Source organism: Mycobacterium sp. (genome assembly GCF_049608025.1).
In the GTDB taxonomy this organism is placed as follows: Bacteria; Actinomycetota; Actinomycetes; order Mycobacteriales; family Mycobacteriaceae; genus Mycobacterium.
On sequence record NZ_JBMYXC010000027.1, the window covers coordinates 15,531 to 32,564 of the forward strand.

At 61.7% G+C, this 17,034-nt stretch carries 21 protein-coding genes; all 21 read left to right on the forward strand.

What is annotated here, in order from left to right; translation table 11 throughout:
* Positions 1-10 precede the first annotated feature (10 nt).
* Entirely contained in the window at positions 11-832 is an 822-nt protein-coding gene (locus ACPGXI_RS10785; RefSeq protein ID WP_526652651.1) for a major capsid protein, read from the forward strand.
* Between the two features lie 17 nt (positions 833-849).
* Positions 850-1,431 (forward strand): hypothetical protein, encoded by a 582-nt coding sequence (locus tag ACPGXI_RS10790; RefSeq protein ID WP_526652653.1) that lies wholly within the window; start codon positions 850-852, stop codon positions 1,429-1,431.
* Complete coding sequence (locus ACPGXI_RS10795) at positions 1,428-1,772, forward strand: hypothetical protein (protein ID WP_526652655.1); 345 nt, start codon at positions 1,428-1,430, stop codon at positions 1,770-1,772. The genes ACPGXI_RS10790 and ACPGXI_RS10795 overlap by 4 nt, the downstream gene beginning before the upstream one ends.
* Complete coding sequence (locus ACPGXI_RS10800) at positions 1,769-2,047, forward strand: hypothetical protein (RefSeq protein ID WP_526652657.1); 279 nt, start codon at positions 1,769-1,771, stop codon at positions 2,045-2,047. The genes ACPGXI_RS10795 and ACPGXI_RS10800 overlap by 4 nt, the downstream gene beginning before the upstream one ends.
* Before the next feature lie 116 nt (positions 2,048-2,163).
* Complete coding sequence (locus ACPGXI_RS10805; RefSeq protein WP_526652659.1) at positions 2,164-2,421, forward strand: hypothetical protein; 258 nt, start codon at positions 2,164-2,166, stop codon at positions 2,419-2,421.
* An 80-nt stretch (positions 2,422-2,501) separates the two neighbouring features.
* On the forward strand, positions 2,502-3,098 hold the full coding sequence (locus tag ACPGXI_RS10810; RefSeq protein WP_526652661.1) for a phage tail tube protein: 597 nt from the start codon (positions 2,502-2,504) through the stop codon (positions 3,096-3,098).
* A gap of 105 nt (positions 3,099-3,203) precedes the next feature.
* Positions 3,204-3,767, forward strand: coding sequence for a hypothetical protein (locus ACPGXI_RS10815; RefSeq protein WP_526652663.1), 564 nt, complete (start codon positions 3,204-3,206; stop codon positions 3,765-3,767).
* A gap of 32 nt (positions 3,768-3,799) precedes the next feature.
* On the forward strand, positions 3,800-4,084 hold the full coding sequence (locus tag ACPGXI_RS10820) for a hypothetical protein (RefSeq protein WP_526652664.1): 285 nt from the start codon (positions 3,800-3,802) through the stop codon (positions 4,082-4,084).
* Positions 4,085-4,421: 337 nt separating this feature from the next.
* Positions 4,422-7,301, forward strand: coding sequence for a tape measure protein (locus tag ACPGXI_RS10825; RefSeq protein WP_526652666.1), 2,880 nt, complete (start codon positions 4,422-4,424; stop codon positions 7,299-7,301).
* 107 nt (positions 7,302-7,408) lie between these two features.
* Complete coding sequence (locus tag ACPGXI_RS10830; protein WP_526652668.1) at positions 7,409-8,227, forward strand: hypothetical protein; 819 nt, start codon at positions 7,409-7,411, stop codon at positions 8,225-8,227.
* Positions 8,228-8,301: 74 nt separating this feature from the next.
* A complete protein-coding gene (locus ACPGXI_RS10835) occupies positions 8,302-9,888 on the forward strand; it encodes a Gp37-like protein (RefSeq protein WP_526652670.1) in 1,587 nt (528 codons plus the stop codon).
* Entirely contained in the window at positions 9,889-10,374 is a 486-nt protein-coding gene (locus ACPGXI_RS10840) for a phage gene 29 protein family protein (protein ID WP_526652672.1), read from the forward strand.
* Entirely contained in the window at positions 10,361-11,293 is a 933-nt protein-coding gene (locus ACPGXI_RS10845; RefSeq protein ID WP_526652674.1) for a DUF7257 domain-containing protein, read from the forward strand. Before ACPGXI_RS10840 ends, ACPGXI_RS10845 begins: the two co-directional genes overlap by 14 nt.
* A gap of 12 nt (positions 11,294-11,305) precedes the next feature.
* The gene (locus tag ACPGXI_RS10850) at positions 11,306-11,599 is read left to right on the forward strand and encodes a hypothetical protein (RefSeq protein ID WP_526652676.1); all 294 of its coding nucleotides are present in this window, start codon (positions 11,306-11,308) and stop codon (positions 11,597-11,599) included.
* The gene (locus ACPGXI_RS10855; RefSeq protein ID WP_526652678.1) at positions 11,599-12,021 is read left to right on the forward strand and encodes a hypothetical protein; all 423 of its coding nucleotides are present in this window, start codon (positions 11,599-11,601) and stop codon (positions 12,019-12,021) included. Before ACPGXI_RS10850 ends, ACPGXI_RS10855 begins: the two co-directional genes overlap by 1 nt.
* Complete coding sequence (locus ACPGXI_RS10860) at positions 12,018-13,616, forward strand: PE-PPE domain-containing protein (protein ID WP_526652680.1); 1,599 nt, start codon at positions 12,018-12,020, stop codon at positions 13,614-13,616. Before ACPGXI_RS10855 ends, ACPGXI_RS10860 begins: the two co-directional genes overlap by 4 nt.
* 7 nt (positions 13,617-13,623) lie before the next feature.
* Positions 13,624-13,941 carry an LtfC-like domain-containing protein gene (locus tag ACPGXI_RS10865; RefSeq protein ID WP_526652730.1) on the forward strand — a complete coding sequence of 106 codons (318 nt, stop codon included), beginning with the start codon at positions 13,624-13,626 and terminating at the stop codon, positions 13,939-13,941.
* Positions 13,938-14,252, forward strand: a complete 315-nt coding sequence (locus ACPGXI_RS10870; protein WP_526652682.1) for a hypothetical protein — start codon at positions 13,938-13,940, stop codon at positions 14,250-14,252. The genes ACPGXI_RS10865 and ACPGXI_RS10870 overlap by 4 nt, the downstream gene beginning before the upstream one ends.
* Positions 14,252-15,520, forward strand: coding sequence for a hypothetical protein (locus ACPGXI_RS10875; protein WP_526652684.1), 1,269 nt, complete (start codon positions 14,252-14,254; stop codon positions 15,518-15,520). The genes ACPGXI_RS10870 and ACPGXI_RS10875 overlap by 1 nt, the downstream gene beginning before the upstream one ends.
* Positions 15,521-15,534: 14 nt before the next feature.
* Positions 15,535-16,083, forward strand: coding sequence for a hypothetical protein (locus tag ACPGXI_RS10880; protein WP_526652686.1), 549 nt, complete (start codon positions 15,535-15,537; stop codon positions 16,081-16,083).
* A 186-nt stretch (positions 16,084-16,269) separates the two neighbouring features.
* On the forward strand, positions 16,270-17,034 hold a 765-nt coding region (locus ACPGXI_RS10885; protein WP_526652688.1), incomplete at its 3' end, for a hypothetical protein.

The window sequence follows — 17,034 nt, forward strand, 5'->3', positions numbered from 1 at the left end:
GTAGCCGATCATGGCTCTCAGTAATTTCATTCCCGAACTGTGGGAGGCGATGACCCTCGAACGGTGGGAGAACGAGAAGGTCATTCCGGCCTTGCTCGACCGCCACTACGAGGGTGTCGCGACCCGCGGCAACAAGGTTCACATCACATCGGTGGTGACCCCCACGATCAGCGACTACGAAGCCGCTGGCCGCACCACATCCGAAGAGGCGATCACTGACACCGGGGTCGATCTGCTGATCGATCAGGCCGATAGCTTCGACTTCTTCGTTGACGACATCGACGCCACTCAGGCTGCCGGCTCACTCGGCGACTACACCAACGCCGCCGCTGACGGGCTCGTTCAGGCCGCTGACGTTTTCCTGGCATCGATGCTGGTGTCTGACGGTGACGTTCTCGCGTACTCGACAATCTCGGATGCCGAGGATGCATTCGATGTGTTCGCGCTGGCGAACAAGCAACTCCACATCAACAAGGCGCCCTCTGCAGGTCGGGTGGCGTTGGTGAACCCGGCGATGGAGTACTTCCTGCTGTCGAACTCTTCGAAGCTCACTTCGGTGAACACTTCCGGCGACAACGACGGGTTGCGGAACGCCACCATCGGCCAGGTGTTGAACTTCCGTGTCGTGCGGTCGAACAACCTGCCCGAGGTGACGAGCCCGCAGGCAGTGTTCTTCCATCCCACTGCTGCGGCCTATGTGTCGCAACTTTCCGGTATTGAGGCGTTGCGCGCTAACACCCGCATCGCTGACCGTATCCGCGGTCTGCACGTGTACGGGGCGAAGGTCATTCGTTCCGAGGGTGTTCTCGTGTGGAACGAACTCGGCACCTAAGCCGACTGGTTGATTAAGTGGCTGATTTGGCTGACGCCGATGATGTTGCTCTGGCGCTGGGCCTCGCTGACTCTGGAGGGTTGAGCGAGGCCCAGGCCCGCCGGGTGGCACCGTTGTTGTCGCGGGTGTCGCACGAATTCCGCCGCGAGGCGGACAGGGCGTTCACTCCGGGCACCACGGTTGTGCGGTTGTTGACGGTTGCTGGGCGGGTCCGTCTGGTGGAGCCGATTGACACGGTGGTGTCGGTGACGATGCAGGACCGTGACGGCACTGATCTCACGTTGTCGGCTGTGGTGGACGGACAGTTCCTTGAATTGGAGTACGCCGGCCGACGCTTGGGGTCCGGTGTGTTGGTGACGGTCACCTACACCCACACCGCGGCGGTTCCCGACGATGTGGTTGCTGCAGTGGCCGGGATTGTGGCACGGCATCTCACGGTCGACCCCAGCATGGGGCCGGTGACGGAGATGTCGGCGGGACCGTTCCGGCAGCGGCTCGCGGACTGGACAAACACGTCTGCGCTGCTGACCGCAGATGATTGCGCAACGGCGCGCAGATACCGGTATCCGGGCTCGACGGTGATCGTTCAGCAGCCATGACGTTCCCGACACCGCACACGGTGGGCTGGCACACCATGTCCGAAGCAGCCCCTGATCGCAACGACAACCCGATCAAGTCGTGGACGCCTGCACTAGATGCAGCAGGTACCAGTGTGGCGGTGATGGGCTGGGCGCCAACCCAAACCACCGAACCGCAACAGGACCACAGCGAAGACCTCTGGGACCTATTCGTCCAGTCGGGCACCGTCTGCGCTCCTGGGGATGTGGTCGACGTGACCGGAGTGGGGCAACTCGAAGTGGTTGGTGTGGTGCAGGACTACACCAAAGGCCCATTCGGGTTCACTCCTGGCGGTGTGGTGAAGCTGCGGAGGTACCGGTGACCAAGAACCTCGACGTTAAGTACCGCCGGGATGCGTGGCGACGTATCCGTTCCGCACCCGGCGTCGTCAAAGAACTCGAGGCGGTCACGCAGCGGTGGGCTGACGACGCCAACAGCATGCTCACCGGCGACTACGAAAACGACGGCTTCATCGCCTACTCGTCCGAGGGTAAAAGAGTGCGTCAGGGTCGCTGGCAGACTGGGGTTCTCACCAAGGGCCGGTACGCCAAACGTGCGAACGCTGTTCACGACATTCTGCTCAAGGTGATGAAGTGACGCGGCTGGTTCCGAAACCTGCTGTGTCGACGGCGCGGTCGATATTGTCGGCGGCGCTTCCAGGAACGACGGTGCGGGATCGGATTCCGTCACCGCGGCCGCAACAGTTTGTTGTGGTGAAACGCACGGGCGGCACCCAAACGATTGCCCAGGATGTCGCTCAGATAACTGTGGACTGCTACGCCGGGTCATCCGCTGACGCGGAAGATTTGGCGGCAGCGGCCTGTACAGCGCTGTGGAACGCAGAAACAGCCACCGGAGTGGATTACGCCTACTGGTCAGACGGGGCAGGCCCGTACGACCTTCCGAACCCTGACATCACGGATCGGTACCGGTGGCAGTTCAACGGCAACCTCCGCATCAGCACCCGCTGATCGGTGTCCCCGAGAAGCCTGTCTGAACAACTGAATAAACCCTTTCGGCCCCCGCCATGAGTGCCTGAAAGGGGCGCACCGTGAGCGACACCAAGAACGTCTGGTCCGGGAATCGGCACGCAGACGATGAATCATTTTTCGGCGCCCCACTGGGCACCACTCTGCCGACTGACGCGGTCGAAGAACTCGACGCCGCGTTCGAGGCCCACGGTTGGATGGGCGAGGACGGTTTCGTCAACAACATCTCCCGCGATGTGACCAAGCACCGCGACTTCGGCGGCAAGGTCATCAAGGTCACCCAGGATTCCTACGAGGAAACCGTGCAGGTGACCTGCTGCGAGACAAACCCGATTGTGCTGAAGACAGTGTTCGGCGACGACAACGTCACCGTCGACTACTCGGAAGGTCACCGTAAGGTGACGATCCGACATTCTGATGCCGTCCTGCCGCGCAAGAGCTACGTGGTCAGGGTGGTTGACGGGCAGAAGACCCGCATGCTGGTCATCCCCGAAGGTCAGGTGACTGAAATCGGGGAAATTACCTGGGTATCAAGCGAGTTGGTCCAGTACACATTGACCATCGACTGCTTCACACCCGAGGCCGGATCGCAGCCAGACAACCCCGAGGGCGTCAACGAGTACACCGACGAACCGGACGAACTGGAAGCAGATTCCTAAAATACCTGGCCCGCTGACTCTTTCCTCTTGGCGGGGGCCGGTCAGCGGGCCAGCCACCCGGCCCCCGCCACACAAATCGAAAGGCTCCCGCCTCTGATGGACATCGTGAATGCATCGGACCCGCGTGTGCGGGTGGAACTCGTGTTCCACCCCGAAGGCGGCGACGAACTGGTGCTATCCATTCCCCGCTATGACTATCTGCCTGAAGGCGTGTACCGGCAGATGATGACAGCGATCAACAAACTGGCCAAAGAGCAACGCGCCACCTTTTCTCGGATCCACAAAGCCCGCCAGGAGTACAAGGTTGCGGTGAAACGTTGGCAGGCCGACGTTAAGCGCTGGGAGACCGCACTGGACGACGGTGACACTGCCGGTGAATTCCCGACCGAGCCGGTAGAGCCAGACTTCGACGCCGAGGAAGCGTTGGAGGAGATGGCTGTGATCCGTTCGGCCGCGCTCGCCAGGTTCAAACCTGCCGTCACGAAGGAGCAGTTCGCGGTCTTGCAGAAATGCACAACCGGCGAGTTGAAATTGGCGGCCACGGAGTGGGAAGAGAAGTCGGGTATCCCACTGGGGGAATTGCTAGCCTCCTCGACCTCCTCGACGGAGAGCATGGAGGCGCCCTCGAATTCGACCTCCTCACCCGAGGGTGGCACCGCCACCAGTTAGGTACCGGGGCGTTGTCGTGGCGGGAGCTGCGGGTGGTGATCCAAGGGCTGCCGCCGAACGGTTTGCATAGCGCGTTGTATCGGTCGCGGTTCCCGCGGTCGTGGTGGTGGACACCGGAGTTCGACATGTTCGCGTTCATTCATTACGTGCTGGCGGTTGCGAACCGTCAGCGGGCGCGGCGGGGTCCGAAACCGAAGTTGTTGAAGAAGCCGCGGGAGATCACGTCCGTGAAATCGGCCGCCGAGCTGCAGGAGCGCCAGACGGCGCAGCGGGGATGGTTGGCGAAACGGCGGGCGCAGAAGAAGAAAGGGCGGTGAACTGATGCCAACTGAATTGGCGACCGCCTATATCTCACTGTCGGCGAACACGAAACCGCTCGCCAACGACATGAAGTCGTTCTTTAGGACTCTGGACAAGCAGGGTGGTAAGGCGGCAAAGGGTCTGGCGCAGGACTTCGACCAAGAGTTGTCGAAGGGATCAACCAGGGGCGCGGAGCGGCTCGGCAAGAAAGTCAACGACACCCTATCGAAATCAACCAAGGGGTCCGGGCGCCGAGCTGCTGAACAATTCGAAACCGAGGCGCAGGCACGGGGCCGGCGCGTCGGTCACGCGGTGGGCACTGTCATCGGCAAAGGCATGGGTGCGGCCATCTCAGTGGGTATCGCCGGCGCGGCGACGGTGGCGACGGCTGCGGTGGGAACGCTGACTTTAGCTTTGACTAAAGGGTTTCAGCGGTTGAAGACCATTGATCAGGCCAGGTTCAAGCTGAAGGCGTTGGGGCATACCGCCGAGGAAGTCGCGACGATCATGCAGTCCGCTGAGAAGGCGGTAAAGGGTACCGCGTTCGGGTTGGGTGAGGCGGCGACGGTCGCGGCCTCTGCAGTCGCGGCCGGTATCGAGCCCGGTGAGGAACTGACGAAGTATTTGACGTTGATCGCTGATTCGGCGGCTGTGGCAGGCACGTCGTTTGAGGAGATGGCGTCGATCTTCAACAAGGTGCGGACCTCGAATAAGGCGTTCACCGACGATCTGCGGCAGCTCGCTGATCGAGGTATCCCAGTTTTCCAGTTGTTGCAGAAGCAGTTCGGTGTGACGGCTGAAGAGTTGGACAAGATGGTGCAGGACGGCAAGGTTTCTGCCGCCGATCTTGAGAAGGCGTTGCAAAGCAAGCTTGGCGGTGCAGCGTCGACGATTGGCGGCTCGTTCTCTAGCGCTGTCGATAACGCTGAGGCTGCGCTCGGCCGCTTGGGGGCAGCGTTGCTGAAGCCCGCTTTCGAGGAGGCTTCGGGCCAAATAGGTGGTGTCACTGCGGCGCTGGACAGGATGACGGCGTGGGTCGATAACAACCAGGACGTGGTGATCGGGTTCTTTGGTGAGGCGGCGAAGGCTGCGGTCACCTTCGGGGAAGCCGTGCTGCTGACAGCGGAATGGACTGCCCGCGGCTTGGGTTGGATTATGAACGCGGTCGGCGACACCTACGGCTCTATCGTCAAGGTGGTTTCTGGTGTCAATCGGCTACTGGGGCGTGGGGAGATCGCCGACGAACTGCTGTCTGATGCTGAGGCCGCGTTCGGCATGGGGGATGGGTTACTTGATTTAGCGGATGGGGCGCAGAACGCGCAGAAGCCGCTACAAGACCTGTTTTGGAAGATTGATGAGTGGAAGGTTGGCGCGCAGGACGCTGCCCGCGAGGCCCAACTTTTCAAGGACGGTTTGGGTGATCTCGCTAAGAAGGCTGAGATTTCTAGCGGCACCACGATTATCAAGGCTCCGACCGCCGCTGAGTTGAATGCCATCGACCAGGCGGTGTTCAAGGTTGAGCAAATTCCGGAGTCTCAGGATTTCGTTGTCATCCCGCAAACGGACGAGGCCGCCGAGGCTTTGATTGCGTTCCGCGACAAGGAAGCCGAGAAGCCGGTCGAGGTTGACGCGACAGCGGACACGAAGCCCGCTGAGGATGGTGTGGGTGAGTGGCGCACCGATGAGCAGGGCAACCCGGTGAAAATCGAGGTGGCGCCGCAGCTTGAGGCCGCGAACACCGCAATGCAAGGCTTTATGGCGCAGTGGTCGCAAGCTGTTATCTCGCCGCAGATTTCGCCTGGGGCGCCAGGCGGCGGCCCATACAACCCGTTGACGGGTCCGGTTAACTCGGACGGCGGCGGGCTCTTAGAGACAGCGTCGGGGCTCAAGCAGCGGTATGAAAGCATGGGGTTCAGCAATATTGGCGGCTATAACCCGACCGTCGATCAACCGTGGGATGAGCACCAGACCGGGACCTCCATCGATGTTCCGATCCCTAACTGGCAATCGGGCGGCGGTGGAGGCGCTGCCGTGGTCGCGGATGCGTTGCGCCAACCGGGAACTCAGCACGTCATGTGGCAGCAGAAAACCTACTATCCAGACGGTCGCGTTGACGCAATGCCAGATCGCGGATCGCCGACCGAGAACCACCTGGATCACGTCCATATCAAGACCTACGACCAGGGCGGTATCTGGCCCGATGGCGAACTAGGCATCAACACCACCGGCGAGGACGAACTGGTTCTCAACCCCGACCAGTTGCAGAGCCTGACCGACCAGGGTGTTGACCCGAACACCCTGATTCATGGCACATCTGGTGGTGCTCCCGGTCCTGCGCCTGGCGGCCCGCAACAGCCATCACCCGGCGGTGATCTTGCCACCGAAGGGCTGATTCCGGCGATGGCAGCCAACACCAACCCAGTCGGGCAGGGCGGGCTCTCCAACTTTCTGGATTTGGGTGAGTCGTTCGTTCACGGGTTGATCGACACCGCAGCCGATCTCGGCTCAATGGCGGTATCCGCGGCGGCAGCGGCGGGTACGTCTGGTGCGGGTGCGGCTGCGGGACCGGCCGCGTCAGCAGGTATCAAGATGGCCGCCGAAGCAGGCAAGCGTGGCGTGTCGTGGGGCTACGACATGGCCGGCATTTGGGGTGAGGCGCTTATTGAGCAGTTGATGCCGTTCGGGGCGCCGCATTGGGCGGGCACTAACCCGATGGCGTTTATGCCGCAGGGGAACCCGTTGGCTCAGTTCATGCCGAAAGAACCGGGAACGATGGGTCAAACCCCCGGTGACGCTGCGCCGCCCGACGCGGCCACTGACGCGGCGGCGGGTGGTACGCCTCCGGTGCAGGACAACGCTCACGCGGGTAGTGGGGTGATGCCCGGTCCCGGTGCCACCCCGCCGATGGGCGCTCCGATGGGTGGGCCTGGCCCGAACATGGAGCAGGTTCAGGCGATGGCGATGGACCCCAGCACATGGCTATCAGGACTGTTTGGTGGGACGTATGACCAGGGTGGTGTGCTGCCACCGGAATCGTTCGGCGTGAACCTGTCGAATCAGCCCGAATATGTGCTGACCCAATCGCAGTGGAAGGCCATGCAGTCCGGCGGCATGCAAGTCGAGGGGCGCAAAGGGGAGACGAACAACTTCTACGCCCAGGACGTGGAGGGCATGTTCCGCGAGTACAACAAACACAACCGGCGCCAGTCGCGCCAGTATGCGGGCAGGCCGTGAGCGGGCCGGGTATTTCGCGGGTCGAAATCATCGGCCAAGACGACGAACTCATCACGATCTACGGCAGCGGGCAAGGTGACCGCGGTGTCCACCTGGGGGAAGACCCTATGGGGTTGTTCGACACACCGGAGAAGCAAACCTGGGTGTCCGGTGCCCGCTCCATCGGGTCGAAGCAGAAGAACCGCAAAATCCTTGCCCGTGATATGGACCTGCCCCTCCTGATTCGCGAGACCACAGCGCACACCTTCGAGGAAAACGAGTCATACCTGATTCAGTCGGTCGGGTTTGAACTAGACCCTTATGACGACGACGCGAAGTACGCCAAACTCGCGGTGACCACCAACCTCTCAGGCACTCGTTACGTGGACATGCTGCAGTACGAGGAGCCCGACTTCAACGACAAGCACGACACTATCGCTCAGCAGTTCGCCGACATCACGCTCAAGGTTCGGGTGGGGGATGCGGACTGGTATTCCGAAACGGTCGTCTCCGCGTTCGAGTTCGCCGACAACGGGACAGGTGAGGTGTGGGTGGAAAACCCGTGCCCGCGCCCCATGCTGCTCTTTTGGCGGGTCACCGAAGGTAAATGGTTCATCCCTGATTTTTCGTGGCGGGGGAAGCGGGGGCAGCGCCGCCCCGGCGGTGAGGACGAGAACCATTTCGTCACCACCGAAGTGCTCGATGTGGATGGTGTGACGGAGATACGTCCAGCGGATCGTTCCCGGTTGATGATTGAGTCGGCGAACGAGACGAACATTCTGGGCCGGCAAGGCCCGAATGGGTTTTATCAGCATGAAATCCCGCCGTACACGCCGCGTCAGGCACTTCCGGTGTATTTGGAGAACTGCCCTGTCGGTGGTGCGCGGGTGGAGTTGCATCAGCCGCGCCGCTGGACCCGACCCTGGGGAGGCGAGTTATACCTGTGACTGCGTCTTTAGCGGAACGCTGCGCTGCCGGCGGGGAGCAGATACGCCGCAACGAGCGGGAACGTCAACGCTTGATGGATGCACCGGAGTTTATCCGGCTGTGGGACGGCGAGTGGAACCTCCACCATGTGTGCGGCAACGAATACGAGCACACGTTCTCCTGGGTGTCCAACGACACCGGCACCGGCTCCATCGAACTGGATTTCGATTCGCCGCAGGGGTTGTGGCTCTACGACATGTGGGGCCGCCTCGAGCGGGACGAGAAACGCAACGTCCACATCACCGTCGATGATCCCGCCGGGGCGCGCTGGGGTGGACGCCTGGATTCCTGCACCGTGTCACACAAGGAAGACGGCCAGCGTGTTGTTATCGCCGAGTTCCTGCACGACTACGAGGATTTGAAGTGGGTCACGGTTTGGTCGAACCCGTTCCTACCAGCGGCGTTTCAGTTTCCGCGGGCGTTTTTGCTGGCTGGTCCTGTGACGTGGATTCTGAAAACCACTCTGTGGCTCCAACTGTTCCGCTATAAGAATCCGTTGATCACGATCCCTGACGATCCGCTGGATTTCAGCGCCTACGACGACTTTCTGGACATGTCGACGTGGGACATCGTGGTCAAACCCACCAGCTTCATTGAGGCGATGGAGTCCGGTGTGGTGTGGGGTTTGGTGTCCTCACGATGGAAGACCTGGCATGACATGGCGCATGTGATGCTGGAAGATTCTGAGTTGTCGGTGGAATGCACCCGTTGGCTTGAGGGTGACCCGCCGCCGTGGGATGGCGCGAATCTGCGGCACGGCACGCTCGTGGTCGACATCGTTGATAAGAGCGGCACGTTCATTGGGACTGCTCACGGCGGGACGATGCTGGACGGGTTCGGTCGCACGGTCGCTGAGTTCTTCGAAGACTTTGTTGACTCAAGCCTGGATTTGGTGCTGGACACTGATTCGCCGCAGGAATACTTCATCCCCGGTAACCGGCTCACCCACAAGGAGCAGCCGGGTGTGGTGTACCTGGAGGGTATCGGCTCCGGTATTGAGACGAGCGATTTCATCAACTCCCCGGCAAAGGGCGACACCGTCAACGTTGGTGGTCACTCGATGCCCGGTATCAACGAAAGCATCAGTGCCTCAATCCAAGCCGTGTACGACATCCTGGGCAACCTTGTCCTGATTGGGTCGCTGGGTGGGACGGTGGACACCCTGCTCCAGCCGCTCTACGAGGACACCATCCTGGCGTGGTGGTCGATGAAGAACACTGAGCGGGCGCAGAACTCGGGCTGGTCCCGCTACCACGAATATTTTCAGGACGGTGCGGGTAAGGCGTACACCATTGCGTCCCTTATGGTTTTGCGGGCCGGGTTCTGGGCCACAAAAACCACGTTGTCGAACAAGATCACGATCACAAACAATTCACCATTCCTGATCGGCCCCAAAGGTCACTGGTGGCACGACGACCGTATCGGGTTCAACTTGCAGGACGATCCAACCGGGCGCATCTGGGTTGATCGGGCACGCAAGATCGAGTTGCGCCGTGACGCCGAGGGTAAGCAGTGGGTTGCCACGGTCGGTGATGAGCGGTTGCTGCAAGACCCGGCGATGAAGGCTTGGGGCCGCATTGAGCAGATCGTCGCGTCGCTGAGCGAGCTAGGAGCATGGTAGATGCCCGCTAAAGGTGTGTTCCCGACACGGGAAAACTGCAACCCCGACGATCCCGAAGAGTTCGCCCTGTGGGCGTTCGCCGCGCCGCCAGGAGTCCGCGGCGCCCCGTTCATCATGCCCATCGAAACGTTTCGTGAGTGGTCGAAGCGGCTGTGGGATTTAGGGTTCCGGCACGTCGAGGAACCCACACTGGAGTTGATCCCGGCCGGGGTGGGTGAGCCGAACTGGGCCACCTCCGCGGGCCGGTGGGTTCCGGCCGGCAGTGTCAGCGCCGAGGAGAAGCTGCGCCGCGAGGTGGAGTCGGCGGTCGCACGCATGGGCCACCAACAGAAAGTCGACCTGTTTAAAGCGCTGACGGCGTGGGAATCGTCGGAGCCGCTACCGCAGGGCCGTGCCGGTGAGGTGGTGGCGAACATGGTTGAGCGGGAGCCGCACTTGTTGCCGTTGACGTTGGCGGTGCTGCGAGAGTTGCATGACGCAGCCTAACCAGTTCGTCCCTGAGGGGGCGGCGAACGCGACTTCGCTTGCGGCGTTCGCCGGGATGACTGAGGACGACTGGAAAGAGCGTCAGCGCGCCACGATCTCGGCGAGTTTGGGTAAGGCGCAGGAGGGGTTTTCCTCTATCGGCGCGGACATCGCCACGACCATCGACAACATTGTGAAGGGTCTGTTCGGGTGGTCGGGGGCGTCGTGGCGGCATGAGGATGCGTTGCGGGCGTTGGAGGATCAGGCCGCGACAACCGCCGCCCTGTCGGCGGCGATCTTGGGGCTTGATCCTGGCGCGGTGTTCATCGACTTCGCTGAACTCAACGACGCCTCCACGCTGGGCGCCGATTGGGATCAAACGTATTCCGGTTCCGGCACCGGCACCTGGGGCATTGAGGGCGGGCGGGCGACGTGGGACGCGGTGCATGACGCGCCACGCTCCTGTGTGGCTGTGTATAACGCGGGTGTCACGACCGGGAATTATCAGACGGTGGCGGCGTCGATGGCGACTTCACCGTTCTGGTTCAACACGACCGCGCAGGCACGCAACCGACTGTTCGGCAGGATGAACGCCGCCGGAACATCGTATGTGTACGCCGATCTCGGAAAGTATGACTTCGAGTTGGGGTGCGTGGTGTCTGGTGTGAAAACGGTGTGGGAGTTGTTGCCGTTCGCGTCGTTCAAGTCGAACGCGGTGTATTGGCTGGAGTGCGGCACTGATAGCGGTGAGCGGGTGTTCCGCATCCTTGAGGACACCACGGTGTTGTTGGAGCACACCGAGGTTGGCACGACTTCGCAGTTGGGTAACGACTACCGGTATTGCGGTATGGGTGTGAGTGCTTACGCCACGATCTTCGGCACGTCTTCGCCGGGGCGGGTGTCGGCGTTCGCGTTCTCGTCCACCACCCCAGGTTCATAAGAGGAGACGCGCATGGCCCGCAAGTCGAACACCCCGTCGAACGCTTTGGTTGAGCGTGTCCGCGCACTACTCGACGGTGAAGAAGTGTCTGAGGATCAGATCAACCGGGTGATCGTGGCGTATGAGGCCGCGCATTCTGGTGACCCGGTGGGCACGGTGCTGCTGAATCCTGAGACGGGTGCTACGGCTCGGCGGGTCAGTGTCGATGGTGTGCATAAGTGGCGGGTGGACGACGGGGAAGTGTCGTGGGATACCCGCCCGACTCTTGAGGGCTGGACTGTGGTGCGTGCTGTTGAGGGTGCCTGATGACGGTTGGGCCGTGGATCGCCACGACCGGGTTCGCCACCCTCCTGGCCGGGGATGGTCTCGACGGTGAAGAGGTGTGGAAAGTCGCCCTGTTCAAGTCGACCTCCAACCTGTCGGCGTCGTCCACCACGTATGCGGGCGTGACCGATGAGCACCCGCAGGAATGCGGATACACCACAGGCGGGGTGTCGGTCACCGTGACGGGAACGGATACCGCCGCTTTGGCTGACGTGCCCGAGTTTGTGGTGGCGAGTGGGGAGTATGTGGCGCGCGGTTCGATCACCGCCCGCTACGCCGCCCTCTACGAAGTCGACGGCAACATTGCGGCGTTCTGCGAACTGGACGACACCCCCGCTGACGTGACCGTTCACGCCGGGGATGCCCTGCGGATCACGTCATCACCTGTGGTGGTGGTGGTGTGAGCGTCACCTTCGACGCCACCAGCCTCGCCCCGGTGGGCCTGGTGTGGCTGAAACGGTCCCACACCAAAACGTGGCAGCACACCGCGACGGGCTCGAACCTGTGCGCAGTGGTGACCGTGTTGGTGCGCCGCAACCAAAACATTGATCCCACAGTTGAGGCCGTCTACGGCAACACTGAACTACCGTCGCTGGGCAGGGTGTGGCTGGCCGGGAAACCGTGGTCAGAGACCACCCACACGTTCATCGAGTTGTTCGCCGCGCCCGTCACAGCCGGCGAAGCGGATGTGACGGTCACGCTCACCTCCGGTACCGCGTTCGCGGGGGAGTACCGGGCGGCGTGCAGCACCTATGCCGGGGTGGGCCGGGTCGGCGGCTACACCGCCGCCTACGGCGACAACTCCGGTGACGGCATGGAGGTGACCACCTCGTCGCTGTCGGGTCGGATGGTGGTGGCCGCGTTCGCCCACGAATCCTGGGCGGCGGTCAGCGACTACTCGGGTTCGAAACGTCAAGACCTGGGCTTGTTCCTGTCGTTCTCCGATGGGGCGGTGGGGGACGCGGCCGGGGCCGCGGTGGTGACCATGTCCGCGGAGCGCACGTCGGGGCGTCGGTGGTGCGCGGCGGCACTGGATTTGATCGCCTCCGGTGAAGACCCTGACCTTGTGCAGGGCGCTACCCCGGTGGTTGAGGTGGCTGTACCGCCGCGGGTCAGGTCGACAGAGATACCTGTGCTGATGTTGGCGCCCGCGTTCGCGTGGAACGCCCGCCTGGAGCCGACTGTGCTGCGCGGCGAGTTCCACCGCTACCCGTATGTGCCGGTGAAGGTGCCCTACATCAACCTGCCCGCAGAGTCGTTCGCGGCCGGCGGGAAGAACGCTCTCGACAACTATCTGAACCGATATTCAGGGCAGCGCATCCTGGTTGTCGGGTACAGCATGGGCGCCCAAGTGATCTACAAGTGGCTGCGCGAAAACGGTGAAGCCTCCAGTGTTGACCCCACCGAGGTCACGTTCATCTGCATCGGCAACCCTGAACGCAAGTACAACGGCTACCCCGATGGTGGTGACTATCCCGGCGGGGAAGACGGCACCGGCCTGCCGTCCGGTGCGTGGGGTTACCGGGTTATCGACATCGCCACACAGTACGACTTCTGGGCCGATCACCCCGACGACACCGACAACACGACGGCGATGCGGAATGTGGACCCGCTCGGACTGCTGGGCAACGGCAACCCGATGCACGGCAGCTACGAAGCCGTATCAGCCAATCCTGATCATCCGCGGAACTTCGCTTATGTCGAGGACACCGTCACCTATGTGTGGTGCCCGACGTATCCGGCGCCGATTGTGAACGACAACGATTTCTTCGCCTCAGTGTCCAGCCCGTCTCCGACTGATGAGGCTGTCCGCGCCGAGATCGAAGCCGCCTACGAACGGCCCGTCGCTCTGCCTGACCCGCCGCCGGGTGGCGTCACGGGCGGGCAGTTCGGGTGGGGCTGGGACAGCGAAACCGGTGCGTGGGTGCGTATGTCGAGTGAGCAGTTGAATGCGCCATCTCCGTTGACGTGGTGGCTGGAACTAGAGGAAGGCTCCTAAGTTGCTTGTGCTGGGGCATGTCCCGACGAAAGCCGAGATCGTTTTACGCAAGGGCTACGACTTCACCTGGGCGCTCACCGTCGAAGAGGACGATCCGCTGCCCGATGACACGACAGCGACCTTGTATGTGTATGAGCGGGACGGGGAAACGCTGATCGGGTTCTGGCCTGCTGTGGAGGTGCTTCCCGGCCGGGTGCAGTTCCAGGTGTACGCCGACGACCACGCCAACATTCCTGATAGTGCCTGGTTCACGGTGGCTCTTGAGAAGCCGGGGTTCCCGCGGACGCCGTGGCTTGAGGGCCGGGTCGCGAAGGCGAACCGATGAACCAAGACCAACTCAACACGCTGTGTGCGGCGTATCAGAATGTCGACAAAATGTCTTTGCACACGGGTGATCCCGGCAACCTGGGCGCTAATGATTCCGAACTCGATCACGCATCCTTGTCGTGGTCTGATCCGGTGAATGGTGTCATGTCGGCCACCGGGGAGTTCGAGGACGTACCCGCCGGCACCTACACCCACGCCGGCCTGTGGGATGACACCGTGTTCATCGAAGCGGTCGCGTTGAATCTTGTGGTGGCGGGCACGATCCCGGTGTCGGTGACGGTGGAGCATCACGCCAAGGAACGCCTCTAGTGGAAACCCGGCTGCGCAACCCGTCAGCCCCGGCGCTGGTCGACGGCTACGCCAAAGGTGTCCTGTCGCTGGCTGAGCATTACAACACCGCTGCTGCTGGGACGACGATCACCGAGGACTTCGAAGACGGTGTCTCCAACTGGATCAACATTGTTGGGAAACTCGGCACTCTGTCAGGGAACGTGTACCCGGTTGAGGCGTTCGGGTATGCGGCGGCACGCCACACCACCCAACTGCTCTCGGATAGTTGCCGCGCGAAGATCACTGTGCAGGACGGGTTCATCACCGCAGGTAAAGCAGCCGTGGTGATCTGCGCCGACCCGCAGTTCACGTTCTACTACGGGCTGGTCATCGAGACCGGCATCATCAACAACAAGTTCCACATTGTGCGCGGCACCGGCCCGAAATCGAGGCAAACCCTGGTGTCGGCGACTGTCGAGATCGACCCTGATGACACCGCCGAAATCTGGTATGACCGGCCGAACTCGACCTTGCGTGCCTACTACAACGGCTCCGAGGTGGCCTCGTATGCGGTGGAACGCAACGACATCCCGCACGGTCCCGGCCGCCGCTACACCGGGGTGGTTATGGGGATCGACTGGGTGTTCGCCCCCGGTGTGCTGTTCGAGGATTTCGAAGCCTGGGACGTGATCGCACCAGGCCCGTTCATTCAGGACGGTTTCGACTCCACCACCGTGTCCGAAGACTGGGTTGAGATCGATGACGAGGTGGCGATCAAACGCCACCTGTTGGTCCCGAACACCCTTGGTCCTGACAACAACTTCTGGACCGACGCCGCGATCCGGCACGCCACCGAAGCATCCCAAGACTCAGTGAAGATCGTGATCAGGGTGTTCCGGTTCGGCGAGGGCACCATGACCGTCGCGCTGTGCTCCAACGCGGATATGACTGACTGGGCGGGTATCCAGTTCGAATCCGCGGGACTCATCAACCGTGTTCATGTGGTGACCGGGACCGGCCCCACCACCTACTCCTATGTGGACGAGTCGGATTGGGAGTTCGTCAACCAGGGCACCGTGTTCGTCATCACCTACAACGATGTCGACAACACCTACCGGCTGTACCGCAACGCATCCATCACACCGATTTTGGAGTGGGAAGACGAATCCAACGCTGTCACCCACGGCGCAGGGCACCGGTATGTCGGTTTGGTGTGGGAGACATCGGTGCTGTCGCCGGGTGTGGAGCCGTCCATGTTCGAGGCGTACAACGTGACCACGAACTATCCGCTGCCGTCACAGGATTAGGAAGGGCCGTAACCTTGGCTGCACCGACTTTCACTTTGACTACCGGGGATGGGTTCGCCGCCCGCATCGGCACCACTAGGGAAGAACTTGCTGGGGCGAAGTTGACGTTTAGAACAAACGTCACTTTGGGCGGCATGGTCGTTATTGACGACGGCATGGAACTTATCGACAAGGTTGTCGTCACTCTCGATGAGAACGGAAAGATCAACGGCGACAATGGCGTAGTCCTGCTTGCTAATGACGATTCCCTAAACCTGAGCAGCCCTTTGGAGTGGCAGGTCAGTTTCAGCGGCGTCACCAACCGTGGCTTTGAAAAAGTCATCACCCCGTGGTCGTTCGACGCACCCGGCGACGGGGAGAGCATCAACTTGACGGATGTGATGCCACCGCCGGGGCAGTTATCCAAACGTGGGCCGGCGGCGAGCATCGTATCTGGGTATTTCGACGACAACGACGATCTGGTGTTAGTGAATCGTGACGGTTCCTACACGACGCCTATCGAGTTACCGGACGACACTATCGCTTTTGTCGGCAACGGTGACGGCACAGTGCAGGTCGGCTAAATGGCGATACCAGATTTAGGCGAGAAGGCTGTGGCGGGGGAGATAACCGGGACTGGCCTGGTAAAAATCTTCCTCGCCCCTGGCGGCGCCATCGTGGACCTGCCACTCGTCGTCATTCCTGGCGGCAGCATTTCCGACAACGGCAACGGCACTGTCACTATCACTATCACATAGGAGTTTTTCGTAATGGCAACGTGGAACCTTCTCAGTGCTGACGATCCAGCCCTGGCTCGCGCCGCCATAGGCGTAAAACCCAACACTGATCTTTACACGTCTTTCTACGGCAAGCCTAACGGCGCTATCCCGTCGCTCGGCGATGAGGGTGTCGCGGTCACACACCGCGGCGGGTTCAGCGACAACCTGCGGCTGGAGATCGCGGACGGTTTGCTGCAGGCACCCAACTTATCAGGGGTTGCCGGGGATCGCGGAGCGTACTGGAACCAACCGCTGACGGGGGCGAAGAGGATTGGTGGCACGTTCAAACTGTCATCGGGTGCGACTGATGACGGCGCTATCGCGGCGTTTGTGTTGTGGGCTGTGCCGATACCGACACCGTACGCCATACCTGACTCACCGTTTCATTTGACGATTAGCGCAGGGGCGTGGGCATTCGGCATCGCAGAGGAGGGCGCCGTCGTAACAATCGACAACGCTTACTTCGACTATCCGATTGCGGAGGACTGGAACCCCGCCGTGGCCGGGTCAGGTACCGAACACCGGTTTGAGGGATGGATTAACGGCGACACAGTGACGTTGTCGCTGCCAGACGGGTCCATCGCCACAGTGACTGATAGCCGCATCGAGTCCATCGCCGCCACTGTGGCCTGCCATGAACTTTATCGACTGGACGGGTCATCGGGCCACGCGGCGTTTCAGCGTATTTGGTCTGACACGGGCGAGGGACCGGTTGGTGGGGCATCGCTGAGTGACGTGTCCCGTGTGGCGGCGGCA